Genomic DNA, 13,809 nt, shown 5'->3' with positions numbered 1-13,809 from the left:
GCCCACATGATTCGCGCTATAAAACCGGGGAATGAAAAATTTGCGCCGGGGATTGAGCAGAATCAAAGAGGAATGCGGTCTTTTGCCATTTGTGCCATGTTTTGTCGGTCACGTTAAGAATAGCCGCGTTAGACTGAGCATTCCCTCTCTTTAAAACAACTGCTCATGCCACGCACTATGGAACCCTGGAAGATAAACCTGATCTCGGTCTGGTTTGGCTGTTTTTTTACCGGACTGGCCATCAGCCAGATTATCCCGTTTCTGCCGCTCTACCTTGAGCAGCTTGGCGTAACCGGTGGCGAATCACTGAGCCTCTGGTCGGGTCTTACCTTCAGTATCACCTTTGTGGTTTCGGCGGCCGTAGCCCCGCTGTGGGGCAGTCTTGCCGATCGCAAAGGCCGTAAACTGATGCTGCTGCGCGCCGCGTTTGGCATGGGCGTAGTGATTTTGCTCCAGGCTTTTGTCACCGAAGCCTGGCAGTTACTGCTGCTGCGCGCCCTGATGGGGCTGACCTCCGGATATATTCCCAACGCCATGGCGCTGGTGGCGGCTCAGGTGCCGCGTGAACGCAGCGGCTGGGCGCTGAGCTGTGTCTCAACCGGTCAGATTGGCGGGGTGATTCTGGGGCCGATGCTGGGCGGGCTGCTGGCAGACTGGGTCGGTTTACGTACGGTGTTTATTGTCACCGCAGCGCTGCTGATGGTCAGTTTTCTGGTGACGCTGTTCCTGATCAAGGAGACCGGTTACACGCCGGTGAGTAAAAAGGAGAAGCTCAGCGGACGCGAGGTTTTCCGCTCACTGGATAACCCAAAACTGATGCTCTGCCTCTTTTTCACCACCATGGTGATCCAGATGTGCAACGGATCGGTTAACCCGATCCTGACGCTCTTTGTGCGGGAACTGGCACCCACCGCTGAGAATATCGCTTTTCTTAGCGGAGTTATCGCCGCGCTGCCTGGCGTCTCTGCACTGCTGGCCGCGCCTCGTCTGGGACGACTCGGCGATCGCATTGGCACGCAGCGTATCCTGCTGGCAACGATGGTCATCTCGCTACTGCTGTTTATCGCCATGTCCTTTGTCACCAGCACGACACAGCTGGGGGTATTACGTTTTCTGCTGGGCTTCGCCGATGGCGCGATGATGCCCGCGGTGCAGACGCTGCTGGTGCGTCATTCGCGCGACAACATTACCGGCCGGATCTTCGGCTACAACCAGTCCTTTATGTATCTCGGCAATGTCGCGGGTCCGCTGCTGGGGGCCGCAGTGTCGGCGGTGGCCGGTTTCCGCTGGGTCTTTTTTGCCACCGCCGTGGTCGTGCTGATTAATGTGCTGTTTCTGAAGCGCTTTTACCGGCGTCCGAAGACAGTGCTGCCCGCGTCGACTGGCAAATCGTCAGTTCAGCCTGCCAGCGCTGCTGAGTCAGCAAAAACTCAGGACTGACGCTGGGACTCCAGGAGTCATCACCGCCGACACCCATATGGCAGGCATCCAGATGCAGCCAGCAGCCCGCTTCCGGACGCAGATGGTGGCGGTGGGATGCCTCGCGCAATTGCTCCAGGCTGAAACGGCTCAGTGAAAAAGCGAAATCGCCGCTGACCTGCCAGCTGCCGCTGTCGAGCTGACGGGTGCCGCCGCGCAGACCGTTCTCACCCGGGAAAACATAAGGCGTTGAGAGCTGATCCAGCGGCAGCTCCCACCGGGAAAACTGCGCGGCCAGCTGACGATCGGGATAGTTTTCATGCGGCCCCAGGCCGAGCCAGCTCACCTGTTGTGGTATCTGCGCCAGTTCGCAGCGTAATCCGATGCGCGCGGGCGGCGGCAATCCGCGCGACTGCTCAACGGAAAGCTGCAACTGCAATTCACCCTGCGCATTGATCAGATAACGTTTACGGCTGATAAAGGCGATCTGGCCATTGGCGAGCCAGCTGTGCAGCGTCTCAATCTGCACCGCCTGCGGCAACGCATTTGCCGTCATTGACACCACCTGGCTGCCCATCTGGTCATAACCCGCGGCTTTCCAGCGTTCAACCCAGGCATTAGGATCAACCCGTTCCGCTTCACTGGTACCGATGTCATTGTCGAGCGGCGCGCGAATAAAGCAGTCCTGGAGAGGTGAGAGCAGCGTCGGCTCCTCATTAACAAACCACTGTGTCAGTTCGCCGCTGTGGCGTGAAAAATGCCAGCGCTGCTGCTGATGGGTGACGATAATTTCACTGGCTTCATCGTGCAGGTCCGGCGCTTCGCCCGCCTCCGGTAGTGACGGCAGCGCCATTGCGGAAGGCAGCGCCCATTGGTGCCAGGCGACGCACCAGTCGGCGGCGCTCCAGCGAGTTGGGTGAATCTGATGAACCGCGACATTGAGCCAGCATTCGCCGTGTAACGCTGGCGGTGACGGCAGCGTGATGCGCTGCTGACCCTGTGGAGCGATATCCAGCGGCACTTCTCCTTCCGCTACTACACGACCCGCCTGTTCGATGCGCCAGCGCAGTACTTCGTTGTCACTGTGGCGGAACAGATAGTCGCTGCTGATCGTAAAGCTCAGCGCATCGCCGGGATCAACCGTGAACTGCCAGAACTGCTGCGCGCGCTGCGCTTCATAAAGCGCCGGATGCGGCGTGCGATCGGCAAATACCAGCCCGTTCATACAGAACTGACGATCGTTGGGTTTATCGCCAAAATCGCCGCCGTAGGCCTGCCAGGATTCGCCCTGATCGTCATAGCGGGTCAGGCTCTGATCAACCCAGTCCCAGACGAAGCCGCCCTGCAGACGCGGGAACTGGCGGAAGGCCTCCCAGTATTTAGCGAAACCGCCAAAGCTGTTGCCCATGGCATGCGCGTATTCACACAGGATGAGCGGACGCGTCTCACCCGGCAGACCGATCCACTTTTTCAGCGACCATTTCGGCACCGCCGGGAACGGCTGATCTTCATCAACCCTGGCATACATCGGGCAGATGATATCGGTAGCGGCGGTATCCGCACCGCCGCCTTCATACTGAACCGGTCGCGTTGGATCGCTGCTTTTCACCCAGCGGTAAAGTGCATCGTGTGTGGCACCATGTCCAGACTCATTGCCCAGCGACCAGATAATAATGCTGCAGTGATTACGATCGCGCTGCACCATGCGCGTCACACGTTCGCTATAGGCGGCGAACCAGCGGGGATCATCGGAGAGCCGGTTCATCGGCTGCATGCCGTGGGTTTCGATATTGGCCTCATCCACCACATAAAGCCCATACTGGTCGCACAACCGGTACCAGAGCGGATGATTAGGGTAGTGTGAACAGCGCACCGCATTAAAATTGTGCTGCTTCATCAGTTCGATGTCGCGGCGCATCGTCGCCTCATCCACCACCTGGCCCCGTTCCGGATGATGCTCATGACGGTTGGTGCCGCGGATCAGCAGCGGTTTGCCGTTCAGGCAGAGCAGACCGTTGTCGATGGTGACCTGACGGAAGCCGACATCATAAGCTTCCACCTCGATCAGCTGCTGGTTCTCATCCAGCAGCGCCAGTGTAGCGCGATAGAGATGGGGCGTTTCGGCACTCCACAGCGCAGGCTGTTCCACCGGCAGGCTGAGCAGGGCGCGTTCGGAATAGTGACCCCGCTCGTCAATAATGGCACTGCCCAGCGGCTGCTGACACTGAGCAATCTGCTGGTCACCCTGCCACAGCGTCAGGCGCAACTGATAGCGCGAGCTGACGTCAGCTGGCAGAGCAACCCGAACCCTGGCGCGCAATTCGGCACGGCAATACTCCGGGCTGAGCCGGGTTTCCAGCTGAACATCGGCCAGATGCACCTGCGGTTTATGCATTAACGTGACGTCGCGAAAAATGCCGCTCATCCGCCACATATCCTGATCTTCCAGATAACTGCCATCGCTCCAGCGCAGCACCATCACTGCCAGCCGGTTTTTACCCGGCCGCAGATAAGGCGTCAGGTCGAATTCAGCGGGCAGACGACTGTCCTGAGAGTAGCCAATCCAGTGTCCGTTGCACCACAGATGAAAGGCCGAGTTTACGCCGTCAAAAATGATGCGTGTCTGTCCGGCATCCAGCCAAACTGCGTCAGGGCTGAATGTGAGCGAGTAACATCCGGTTGGATTCTCTGTGGGTACCCGCGGCGGAGTCACCGGAATCGGATACTGCACGTTGGTATAAATGGGCGCATCGAAACCGTGCATCTGCCAGTTGGCCGGAACCGGAAGGGTCGTGGTGTCCGGCAGATCCTGCAGTAACCAGCTGGCCGGGACCGCTTCAGGCTGCGTAAAATAACGGAAACCCCACTCTCCGTTGAGGCTCTGCAGTGACGCCGAGGGGCTGTCATCCCGCGCGGCCGTTTCATTTCGCCAGCTGGCGAAGGGCGGGTGCGCATCCAGCCGATGCAGCGAGGTCACGACCGGATTTTCCCAGTCGCGCCGGGAGAGGATGTCACTGAAAGCAGCCTGAGAGAGAGTCATCGTTATATCCTGTAAATGTAATGCGCTCACAATGCGCAAAATTAAGCTGTCTGTAAAGTGTTCACCCTCCCGATTCGCACAAATAATTTTGCGCTGTAAGCTGGCCGGGATGTTGAGAATGTGGCGGCATAGTGACGGCAAAACGTTAAGTCTGGTCAGCAAAGATGAATAGTCGCCGGATGCAGAAGAATCTCACTTGTCGGCATGCAGGTAGCTTCATACACTCAGCCCGATTTCATCACCCTGAGGTAGATATGGTACGAATCGTTAAGCTGGCTGCCGCTGTGGCATTAGTGACTGCATTAAGCGGATGTATTTTCCCGCCTCCTGGCGGCGGTGGTGGCGGTGGCTGGGGCGGACACGGCGGCGGGCCTGGCCGCGGATTTGTCGATCCGCGTTAAGCCTCGCTAATCGATTTCTGGCAGTCGAAACGTTTAACAGCGGCGTTATTTGCCCGCAAAACGTTTCGGCTGCGAGATTAGCCGGATATCGCTGAAAAACGGACGAAAATAAGAGGCTAACTCACTGAAAAAATAGCTGTTACCCTCTGTTTTTTTTGCCAGCGTGGTGATAATTTCAGCTTTTCTCCACCGCTGAGACAACAGCATGAAAAACCTGATTGCTGAGTTACTGGTAAAGCTGGCTGAAAAAGAGGCGACAGCCAAAGAGCAGATGGCGCAGATTGAAGCGCTGGAGATTGTTGTTACCGCGCTGGTTCGTAAGCTGGAGCCGCAACAACATCTGGCTATAACCACCAGCATTGAAAGCGCAATGGACAACGTCGCCGATGCCGAGGATAACGATGCGCGGCTGCTGCGGAATTACATTGAAAAGCTGCTCCGGCATCCCCGCCAGTAACGATCCCAGTGCCAGACTGGAATGGGATCTTCACATCACTTTGACCTGAAACATTTACCGCTTTGCTTATTCGCTGCCAGAATAAGAGAGGATAATCCACTCTGGAGATAACAAGATGAAAGTCGGTTTAATGGCGATGATGATGGCGGGCCTGCTGGTCAGCGGGCTGGCAGGTGCGGCGGAAAAGACACCGCAGCAGGAGAAGATGACGATGTGTAACCAGCATGCCAAATCACAGGATCTTAAAGGGGATGCGCGCAAAACCTTTATGAGTGAATGCCTGAAAAAGGACAGCAAGCTGTCGCATATGTCACCGCAGCAGATGAAAATGAAAAGCTGTAACGGCGAAGCGGGCGATAAAAAGCTGGCGGGCGATGCGCGCAAAACCTTTATGAGCCAGTGCCTGAAAAAAAGCTGATTATTCCCCCGGCCACGCAGGTGGCCGCTTCTCCTTTCCACGTAATCCCGATTAAATATCCTTCCATAACAAAAAGTTAACCTTCTGATAAACATTCGTCGTCAGGCTTCCCGGTTCCTTTGCCACACTTACTGTTTGTGGGGATTTGCGCAGAACCCTGTTTTGCTGTGCAGCACAAGACAACAACAGTGATGTTTTGCCGCGCAGCACAAGACAAGAACAGTGAAAGGAGCCATGCCGTGAACTATCAATTTACCGTCGACCTGAACGATCTGCCCCAGCGCCAGCCGGTTAAAAAAACGCTCGGCGAGGTGGAGGTGTTACTGATCCGCGAAGGTGACAACGTACGTGCTTACCAGGCGAAATGTCCGCACGCGGGCGCGCCGCTGGAGCAGGGGGCTATTTGCGGCGAGCGGCTGGTCTGTCCATGGCACAAAGCCGCGTTTAATCTTGCCGATGGCAAAATGTGTGAACCGCTGGCGTTAGCCGATCTCAAACAGTATCCGCTGCGTATTGAAGACGGCCGGGTGCTGGTGAACCCGAAAGCGATGTCGCCCGCGGCGCCGATTGGCAGCGGGGCTGCCGCGCCGGTCTATGTGGTGCTTGGGGGAGGAGCGGCGGGCAGCGCAGCGCTGTGGCGTCTGCGTCATGACGGCTTTAAAGGTCGCCTGATTCTGGTCGAGCGGGAAGGGGACGCGCCTTATGACCGCACCGCGCTGACCAAATTTGTGCCGTCGGGAAAAATGGATATCAGCGAGGTGCCGCAGTTGCTCAAAGCGGATGTGATGGATCATGTTGAACGACTTCAGGCCAGGGTGAGCCGCCTCGATGCTCAGCAGCAACGGCTGATTTTCGAGGATGGCGAGACGCTCGCCTTCGACAAACTGCTGATCGCCAGCGGCGCGTCCCCAGTCCGCCCCGATTTGCCGGGCAGCGATCTCGATGGGGTCCATCTGCTGCGCAGCAAAGCGCAGACCGATGAGCTGCTTCAGGCGGTGGATGCCAGCCATAAAATCGTGATTATCGGCAACAGTTTTATCGGCACCGAACTGGCGTCGGCGCTGCGTAACCGGGGCATTGACGTGACGGTCATCGCCCGTCAGGCGCTGCCCTTTGCTAAACGGTTTGGCGATCAGATTGGCCGCTATTTCTATCAGTTGCATGAGCAAAACGGCGTGAAGTGGGTGCAGGGCGAGATCGAAGCCTTACAGGGTGACCAGCAGGTGCGCAGCGTGCAGCTCAAAGGTGGACGGTTGCTGGACGCGACGGTGGTGCTGTTTGCCACCGGGGTAGAACCCGCTACCGATTTTATCCACGATCTCCCGCTGGCAGAGGATGGCAGCCTGCTGGCGGATGAGCAGTTGCGGGTCGCTGACAATATCTGGGTGGCGGGTGATATCGCCACCTGGCCGTCGGCACAGGGGCCGCTGCGCATTGAGCACTATCGCGTCGCGCATCAGCAGGGGCAGACCGCCGCATGGAATATGCTGGACCAGGCCGTCGCCTTTGATCGTGTACCGTTCTTCTGGACCACGCAGTACGCCACCCGCTATGAGTATCTGGGCCACGCGGCAGAATGGGATGACTTTCAGCTGATTGGCTCGCTGGAGGATAAAAAGTTCATGGCGTTTTATGGCCAGCAGGGGAGGCTGGCAGCGATCTGCTCATGCGGCATGTATACGCTGACCGCTAAGCTGGTGGAGCGGATGCAGCAACCGATAACGCTTGCCGAGGCAGTGGCGCTCGGTCAGGAACACATTAGTTAATATCTGTTAAGGCGGAGGCAAGGCGGGCCAGCGTACGGGGCCGCCTTGCACATCCTTTGATGATCGGTTAGCTGCGGCTCAGTTTTTCTGACTTCGCCATGCACTGCTGCATCGCTTCCATCACCGCCGAGCGCATGCCTTTTTCTTCCAGCACTTTCACCGCTTCAATGGTGGTGCCGCCTGGGGAGCAGACCATATCTTTGAGTTCAGCCGGATGTTTACCGGTTGTCAGCACCATCTGCGCCGCCCCTTTCACCGCCTGTGCAGCAAACTGATAGGCCTGAGCGCGTGGCATGCCGCCCAGAACGGCCGCATCGGCCATCGCTTCGATAAACATAAACACGTAGGCCGGCGCAGAACCGCTGACGCCGACCACGGAGTGAATCAGATATTCATCCACCACGGCCGCTTTGCCGAAGCTCTCAAAAATCGCCACAACGTCGTCGATTTCACTCTGTTCAACCAGCACATTGGGCGTGACCGAAGTCATGCCTTCGCTCACCAGCGAGGGAGTATTCGGCATCGCCCGGACAATTTTACGATCGTAGCCCAGCACCGATGAGAGCGAATCCAGCGTCACGCCAGCCGCAATTGACACCACAAGCGCCTCTTTTTTCAGGCTGCCTGTCAGCTCTTTTAAAACTTTGAGAATGACATTGGGTTTTACCGCGCCGAACAGGATGTCCACTTCACGCGCCAGCGCTTCAGCGCTCTCGGCTGCGTTGATGCCGTACTGCTCTGCCATCGCCTGGTTGGTCTCTGCTTTGCGATCGTAAACGAAGATATCAGACGGGGCGATTTTGCCGCTGTTGACCAGTCCGCCGATAATGGCTTTCGCCATATTTCCCCCGCCGATAAACCCGATTTTCTTTGCCAGCATCGCCATCTCCTTAGGACATTATTCGTTTTTCTCAGTGAGCTAGCTTACTTCAGCCAGCCTGAATAACAAGTCAACCGGGCGCAGGCTGGAAAGCGCGCCGCAAATAAAATTTGCCATTTAAGGGGAACCCGGCAAGATCTCAGGCTTCTCTGACTTTAAGGAATCATGATGTTTATCTGGGTCGATGCCGATGCCTGTCCAAATGTGATCAAAGAGGTGCTCTACCGCGCAGCCGACCGCACCGCGACCACGATCACCTTTGTGGCGAACCAGTTTCTGCGCGTGCCACCCTCACCTTATCTGCGCACCCTGCAGGTGCCTGCCGGATTTGATGTGGCGGACAATGAAATCGTCAGGCGTTGTCAGCCCGGCGATCTGGTGATCACCGCCGATATCCCGCTGGCAGCAGAGGTCATTGAGAAGGGAGCGGCGGCGCTGAATCCGCGCGGCGAGCGCTACTCACCGGCGACGATACGTGAACGCCTGACGATGCGGGATTTTATGGATACCCTGCGATCAAGCGGCGTGCAGACCGGCGGCCCCGCGGCGATGAGTCCGCGTGACCGCCAGCAGTTTGCAAATGAGCTGGACAGCTGGCTCACCCAGCAGAAACGCTGAAATTAAACGAAGCTGTCGTCGTCGTAATCGTTGCCGCCAAAGTCATTCAGATCGCTGTTGTCGGCATAATTACTGTCCCAGCCCGTATTCTGGTCGAGGAAGGCGTTGTCACTACCGCCGTTAAAGGTATCGGCATTGTCATCGCCACCGTTGAAGGTGTTGAGATTGTCATTCACATCGGGCAGGGGTGGCTCATTGATGATGTTTACAATCTCTTCCGGCTGTGAATGGTGGAACATGCTGGTCAGCATATCGGCCATCACCACACCGCCCGCCACACCCACAGCAGTCTGCAGTGCGCCGCCGAGGAAACCGGTGCCGCGTGGTGCAGGCGCTTGTGCCGGCGCATATTGCGGCTGAGCCGGTTGTTGTGGCGCACTGTTCCACGGTGACGATTGCTGTTGCTGCTGCACAGGCGGCTGCTGACGCGAACCGCTGCCAAACAGCCCGGACAGAAAGCCGCCGCTGCTCTGTGCAGGTTGCTGCTGCTGTTGCTGTTGCTGGGCCATCTGGCTTTCCAGCGCCGATACTTTCTCATTGAGTTTTTTCAGCGCCGCTTCCTGAATCAGGATCGCCTGCGCCATGTAGTAAGGCGCGCCCGGCTGCGCCTGCAGATGCTGGTTAATCAGTTGTTCGGCAGCGGCATCGCGTGCCACGGTCTGGCTTTCAGCCTGTTTCAGACGGCTGAACAGCCCTTCGATCAGTTGTTGTTCTTCGCGTTGCATGATGACTCTCCTGTGGCGATTGTTACCAGTATATGTGGGCGCCAGCGTGAAAAGTAAAATCGGGGCAGTAAGCAAATATTGCCGACGCATTTTAGCCGCTGTTTTGCGGGGTTTTTATCGCTCTGTTACGGCCCTGATGCACAAAACGTGCATGCATTTCCCCTTGAAAACACAAAGATTGTCGCTGTTCAGGGGACGAAAATGCGTAAATCGTGCCTGACAGGTAGAGGCCATAATAATTTCCAGTTATTATGCGTCGCATTAATAAGCTCACCATGCAGCCGCATCGCGCGGTCAGGCGGAGGAACGGCCCTGATGTCACTACCCATCTTTTTGATTGGCGCTCGCGGTTGCGGCAAAACCACGGTCGGCGAGGCGCTGTCGCAGGCGCTGGGCTACGCCTTTACGGATACCGATCACCATCTGCAACTCAGCACGCAGCGCAGTGTGACGGAGATTGTGTCGGCGGAAGGCTGGGAAGGTTTCCGCGCCCGTGAAACGGAATCGCTTAAAGCGGTGACGGCACCCAGAACCGTTATTGCCACCGGCGGCGGCATGATTCTGGCTGAAGAGAACTGTCGTTTTATGCAGGAGCAGGGCCAGGTGATCTGGCTCAGCGCATCCCCCGAGGTGCTGGCAGAGCGGCTGGAAAGTGAACCTGAAGCGGCCCAGCGTCCGACTTTAACCGGCCGTCCCATTGCTGATGAGATGAGTGATGTGCTGCGTGAACGTGCGCATCTCTATCAGGCTGCGGCCCATCATCAGGTGAATGCGATGCAATCGCCCGAGTGCGTGGTAGAGGAAATTCTGCTGTCACTCTCCCTGGCGCGCGCCAGCTAACTCTCAGATTTTTCCCGCTTTGATCCCGCTTCAGACGGCATTGTCTATACTTATCCTACGACAGGCAGCGGCCTGTCCTGTGGAATGTTATTCAGACAAGAGGGACACAGTATGCCGACCAGACCACCGTATCCACGTGAAGCGAAAGTTGTGCCTGTTGAAAAGGGCACTGAAGGTAATAAAGTAACCTCTTACGAATTGCGTGCTGATCATCCCAAACCGAATTCATTAATCAGTGAGCACGAAACGGAAGAAGAAGCGCGTGACGCCAAAGCGCGCTACGAAGACGTTGAAAAAGAGTAAAGCTTTACTGCTGGCAGGGACGCCAGCCTGTCACACTCAATTACTGACCCGCACAACGCTGTGCCTGAACGACGCCTCTTTTTACCTCCCCTGAAGTCGAACGGGTTATTTAAGAAGCAAAATTGACGCAGATTTACTGTCAAATGCACTCTGCGTATGCTTCTGTTCTGCACTCTCTTTGCCTTGCCAGATAAAGCCCCGCTAATCATTTTTATCTCCTTATTTTCTCTGCTGCCGATCTCCCGGTGATTCAAATTGTCGCTTGACCGATTCGGTGCCACGCTTTATTTTCATCAAACCAATAGAGGAACTTAGTTCCATATAGTGGAACACGTAACATGACCACACTTGAAAATGCCGCCGCCATACTTCGATTGTTTCAGCACAAAGGGGTGACGCAGGGGCATGTTGGTCTCTCATTTAGTGAGGTAGTTGAGGCGTTAAACCTGCCAAAAAGCACCGTTTCGCGTCTGCTGGCCACTATGGAAAGTCAGGGGTTGCTGGAGCGGAATGCGGATACGCGCGGTTATCACATTGGTCGCGTATTACTGGCTGCCGCCGGACATTATCTTTCGGCACCGCTGGTTGACAGCGTTTCAGCGGCGATGGTCAGGCTGGCTGCGAAAACCGGCTGTATGGGCTACGTGTCGAAGCTCGACGGGCGGGAAGTATTAGTGATGCGTATGTTTCATGGGCGTCACTTTACGCAGATGGTCACGCCGCCGGGCAGTCGGATGCCGGCTGCCGCGACCTCAACCGGCCGGGCGCTGTTAGCGCAGTTAAGTGATGAAGAGGTGCTGGCGCGCTTCCATGATCAATGGCAGGTCGTATCGGCAAACTCGCCGCAAAGTCCTGAGGCACTCTGTGCCAGACTGGCTGAGATCCGCCAGCAGGGCTGGTCACTGGCCCGAAATGAATCGCTGCCAGGCATCAGCTCGCTGTCAGTTATTGTTCATAACAAACATCATGGCGAAACGGTGGCACTCTGCCTGTCGTTTCCGTCTATGGAGACTGAACCGGGTTTCCCGCCAGAGCTCCTTGAAGCATTACGCGCAACGGCCACAGAGATGACCGAAAAATATGGCGCGTAACTTCACACCGTTTTTATCGGCGTAATACTTTCGCCACACCAGGGAAAACAAAGGCCTTCGGGCCTTTTTCTTTCAATCTGATCGCCACGCTTTACGCAGCACCCCGGTTGCCTGTGTCCGTCTCTCATTGCCTCCTGTTTCGGTTCAGCATGCGGAGGGACGACCATCTGCAGTGGCGGTTGCAATGTCTGTGCGCATCAGAGCAGTGAAACTGATAACCGGCGTAAACCGGCCAGCGGGCGGGTAGACGTTATTTCATTTCTTCTGGACAAGGACTGGCGGGGACATATGGAACGGGTAAATCCGATTAAGCACGTTGGCGTGGCACTGGTTTTAATTCTTCTTTCCATCGCGGGTGCCATTATTGGCATTCAGCTGATTACCACCATTGGCGTAACGCCTAACACCTCTATTATCGGCGCGCTGTTTGCCATGCTGCTGGCGCGTATTCCGCTGCAGGCATTCCGCCGTTATCGTTCGATTGAAATCCAGAACCTGGCGCAGACCGCTATCTCTTCAGCCACCTTTGGGGCGGCGAACAGCCTGTTGATGCCGATTGCCGTGCCCTGGGCGCTGGGTGAACCGCAGCTGGTCCTGCCGCTGTTCTGTGGCGTCAGCGCCGCGATGCTGCTGGATGCCTGGCTGCTCTATCAGCTGTTTGATACCCGCGTCTTTCCGGCCAGTAATGCCTGGCCACCGGGCGTTGCAGCAGCGGAAGCGATCAAAGCGGGTGATAAAGGCGGACGCCAGGCGTGGCTGCTGGTGCTGGGCATTGTGGGTGGCGTCGTCGGTGCCATGCTGAAGATCCCGATGTCCGCTTTCGGCACCGCGTTTATCGGCAATATCTGGGCGCTGTCGATGCTCGGCATCGGTTTTCTGCTGCGAGCCTATGCGCAGCCGGTGGCCGGTATTGATATTAATGCGCTCTATATTCCGCATGGCGTGATGGTCGGTGCCGGTCTGTTGGCGCTGATTCAGGTCGTGATGGTGATCCGTAGCCGCAAAAATGATGCGCTGGTGGTGAGCCGCAATGGTAATGAGGTGCAGCGGGCGCTGGGTTTCGGCAGCGTAGGTTATATCGTGATTTCGGCGCTGCTGGCGCTGGCGGGCGGCCTGTGGAGTGAGATGGGCATCGCGATGCTGCTGCTGTTTGTTCTTTATGCCGCGTTTGCGGCTTTCGCCCATGAACTGATTGTCGGCATTGCCGCTATGCACTCCGGCTGGTTCCCGGCCTTTGCCGTGGCGCTGATTACGCTGATTATCGGCATTCTGATCGGCTTCCCACCGCTGGCGCTCTGCCTGCTGTGCGGCTTTACCGCCGCCACCGGTCCGGCGTTCGCCGACATGGGATATGACCTGAAGGCGGGCTTTATCCTGCGCGGCAACGGTGCCGATCTTCAGCAGGAGCTATGGGGACGTCGCATTCAGCTTATCGCAGCTATGATCGCTTTTGTTGTGTCAATTCCGCTGGTCTGGTACGCCCATACCTTCTTCTTTGCTGACAACCTGCTGCCGCCTGTAGCGCGGGTGTATGCCAAAACGATTCAGGCGGGTGCTGAGCCAGGTATTGCCGGGAATCTGCTGATGTGGGCGATTCCGGGTGCCGTTATCCAGTTGATCGGCGGGCCAAAACGCCAGCTGGGCGTGCTGCTCGCCACCGGTTTATTAATTAATAACGCCATGGCGGGCTGGGCAGTGGTGGTGGGGATCGCTTTACGCATTGTAATTATCCGCATCTGGGGCGAGCGGGGCCGCTCGCCTATGGAGGTGATGGCGGCAGGCTTTATTGCCGGTGATGCCCTCTACAGCTTCTTTCATTCGCTGTTTGCCAGCAGCAGCAAGAAATAAAGG

13 protein-coding genes are annotated in these 13,809 nt (G+C 56.9%); 10 read left to right on the top strand and 3 right to left on the bottom strand.

Translation table 11 applies throughout. The annotated features are described in order from the left end of the window. The first annotated feature begins 165 nt into the window (after window positions 1-165). Entirely contained in the window at window positions 166-1,440 is a 1,275-nt protein-coding gene (locus tag AC0T7J_RS19970; protein ID WP_473796306.1) for a multidrug efflux MFS transporter, read from the top strand. On the opposite strand, the gene AC0T7J_RS19965 is transcribed toward AC0T7J_RS19970, so the two are convergent. Continuing rightward, window positions 1,322-4,459 (bottom strand): beta-galactosidase, encoded by a 3,138-nt coding sequence (locus AC0T7J_RS19965; RefSeq protein WP_473796303.1) that lies wholly within the window; start codon window positions 4,457-4,459, stop codon window positions 1,322-1,324. The genes AC0T7J_RS19970 and AC0T7J_RS19965 overlap by 119 nt on opposite strands. Window positions 4,460-4,713: 254 nt before the next feature. Between AC0T7J_RS19965 and AC0T7J_RS19960 the strand changes: the two genes are divergently transcribed. The 4 genes from AC0T7J_RS19960 to AC0T7J_RS19945 all read left to right on the top strand — a co-directional run bounded on the left by AC0T7J_RS19960 (window position 4,714) and on the right by AC0T7J_RS19945 (window position 7,501). After that, window positions 4,714-4,860: a hypothetical protein gene (locus AC0T7J_RS19960; RefSeq protein ID WP_473796301.1), complete on the top strand. Its 147-nt coding sequence runs from the start codon at window positions 4,714-4,716 to the stop codon at window positions 4,858-4,860. Between the two features lie 205 nt (window positions 4,861-5,065). Beyond that, entirely contained in the window at window positions 5,066-5,317 is a 252-nt protein-coding gene (gene iraP, locus AC0T7J_RS19955) for an anti-adapter protein IraP (protein ID WP_473796298.1), read from the top strand. A gap of 115 nt (window positions 5,318-5,432) precedes the next feature. Further along, window positions 5,433-5,735 carry a PsiF family protein gene (locus AC0T7J_RS19950; RefSeq protein ID WP_013356938.1) on the top strand — a complete coding sequence of 101 codons (303 nt, stop codon included), beginning with the start codon at window positions 5,433-5,435 and terminating at the stop codon, window positions 5,733-5,735. Between the two features lie 239 nt (window positions 5,736-5,974). Beyond that, window positions 5,975-7,501, top strand: a complete 1,527-nt coding sequence (locus tag AC0T7J_RS19945) for an FAD-dependent oxidoreductase (protein ID WP_473796296.1) — start codon at window positions 5,975-5,977, stop codon at window positions 7,499-7,501. 67 nt (window positions 7,502-7,568) lie between these two features. Here the strand turns inward: AC0T7J_RS19945 and proC are convergent, their stop codons facing one another. Continuing rightward, the gene (gene proC, locus AC0T7J_RS19940; RefSeq protein WP_473796293.1) at window positions 7,569-8,381 is read right to left on the bottom strand and encodes a pyrroline-5-carboxylate reductase; all 813 of its coding nucleotides are present in this window, start codon (window positions 8,379-8,381) and stop codon (window positions 7,569-7,571) included. Window positions 8,382-8,549: 168 nt separating this feature from the next. Between proC and AC0T7J_RS19935 the strand changes: the two genes are divergently transcribed. After that, window positions 8,550-8,999, top strand: a complete 450-nt coding sequence (locus tag AC0T7J_RS19935) for a YaiI/YqxD family protein (protein ID WP_010255266.1) — start codon at window positions 8,550-8,552, stop codon at window positions 8,997-8,999. 2 nt (window positions 9,000-9,001) lie between these two features. Here the strand turns inward: AC0T7J_RS19935 and AC0T7J_RS19930 are convergent, their stop codons facing one another. Then, entirely contained in the window at window positions 9,002-9,724 is a 723-nt protein-coding gene (locus AC0T7J_RS19930; RefSeq protein ID WP_473796290.1) for a DUF2076 domain-containing protein, read from the bottom strand. Between the two features lie 315 nt (window positions 9,725-10,039). On the opposite strand from AC0T7J_RS19930, the gene aroL reads away from it, so the two are divergent. The 4 genes from aroL to AC0T7J_RS19910 all read left to right on the top strand — a co-directional run bounded on the left by aroL (window position 10,040) and on the right by AC0T7J_RS19910 (window position 13,806). Next, window positions 10,040-10,564, top strand: coding sequence for a shikimate kinase AroL (gene aroL / locus AC0T7J_RS19925; protein ID WP_473796287.1), 525 nt, complete (start codon window positions 10,040-10,042; stop codon window positions 10,562-10,564). Between the two features lie 111 nt (window positions 10,565-10,675). Further along, entirely contained in the window at window positions 10,676-10,867 is a 192-nt protein-coding gene (locus AC0T7J_RS19920) for a YaiA family protein (protein ID WP_010255272.1), read from the top strand. A gap of 338 nt (window positions 10,868-11,205) precedes the next feature. After that, window positions 11,206-11,958: an IclR family transcriptional regulator gene (locus AC0T7J_RS19915; RefSeq protein WP_473796283.1), complete on the top strand. Its 753-nt coding sequence runs from the start codon at window positions 11,206-11,208 to the stop codon at window positions 11,956-11,958. A 288-nt stretch (window positions 11,959-12,246) separates the two neighbouring features. After that, on the top strand, window positions 12,247-13,806 hold the full coding sequence (locus AC0T7J_RS19910) for an OPT/YSL family transporter (protein ID WP_473796279.1): 1,560 nt from the start codon (window positions 12,247-12,249) through the stop codon (window positions 13,804-13,806). Window positions 13,807-13,809: the final 3 nt, after the last annotated feature.

This window comes from Pantoea sp. E956-1, from assembly GCF_982223955.1.
This window is presented reverse-complemented; position numbering and strand designations above follow the sequence as displayed.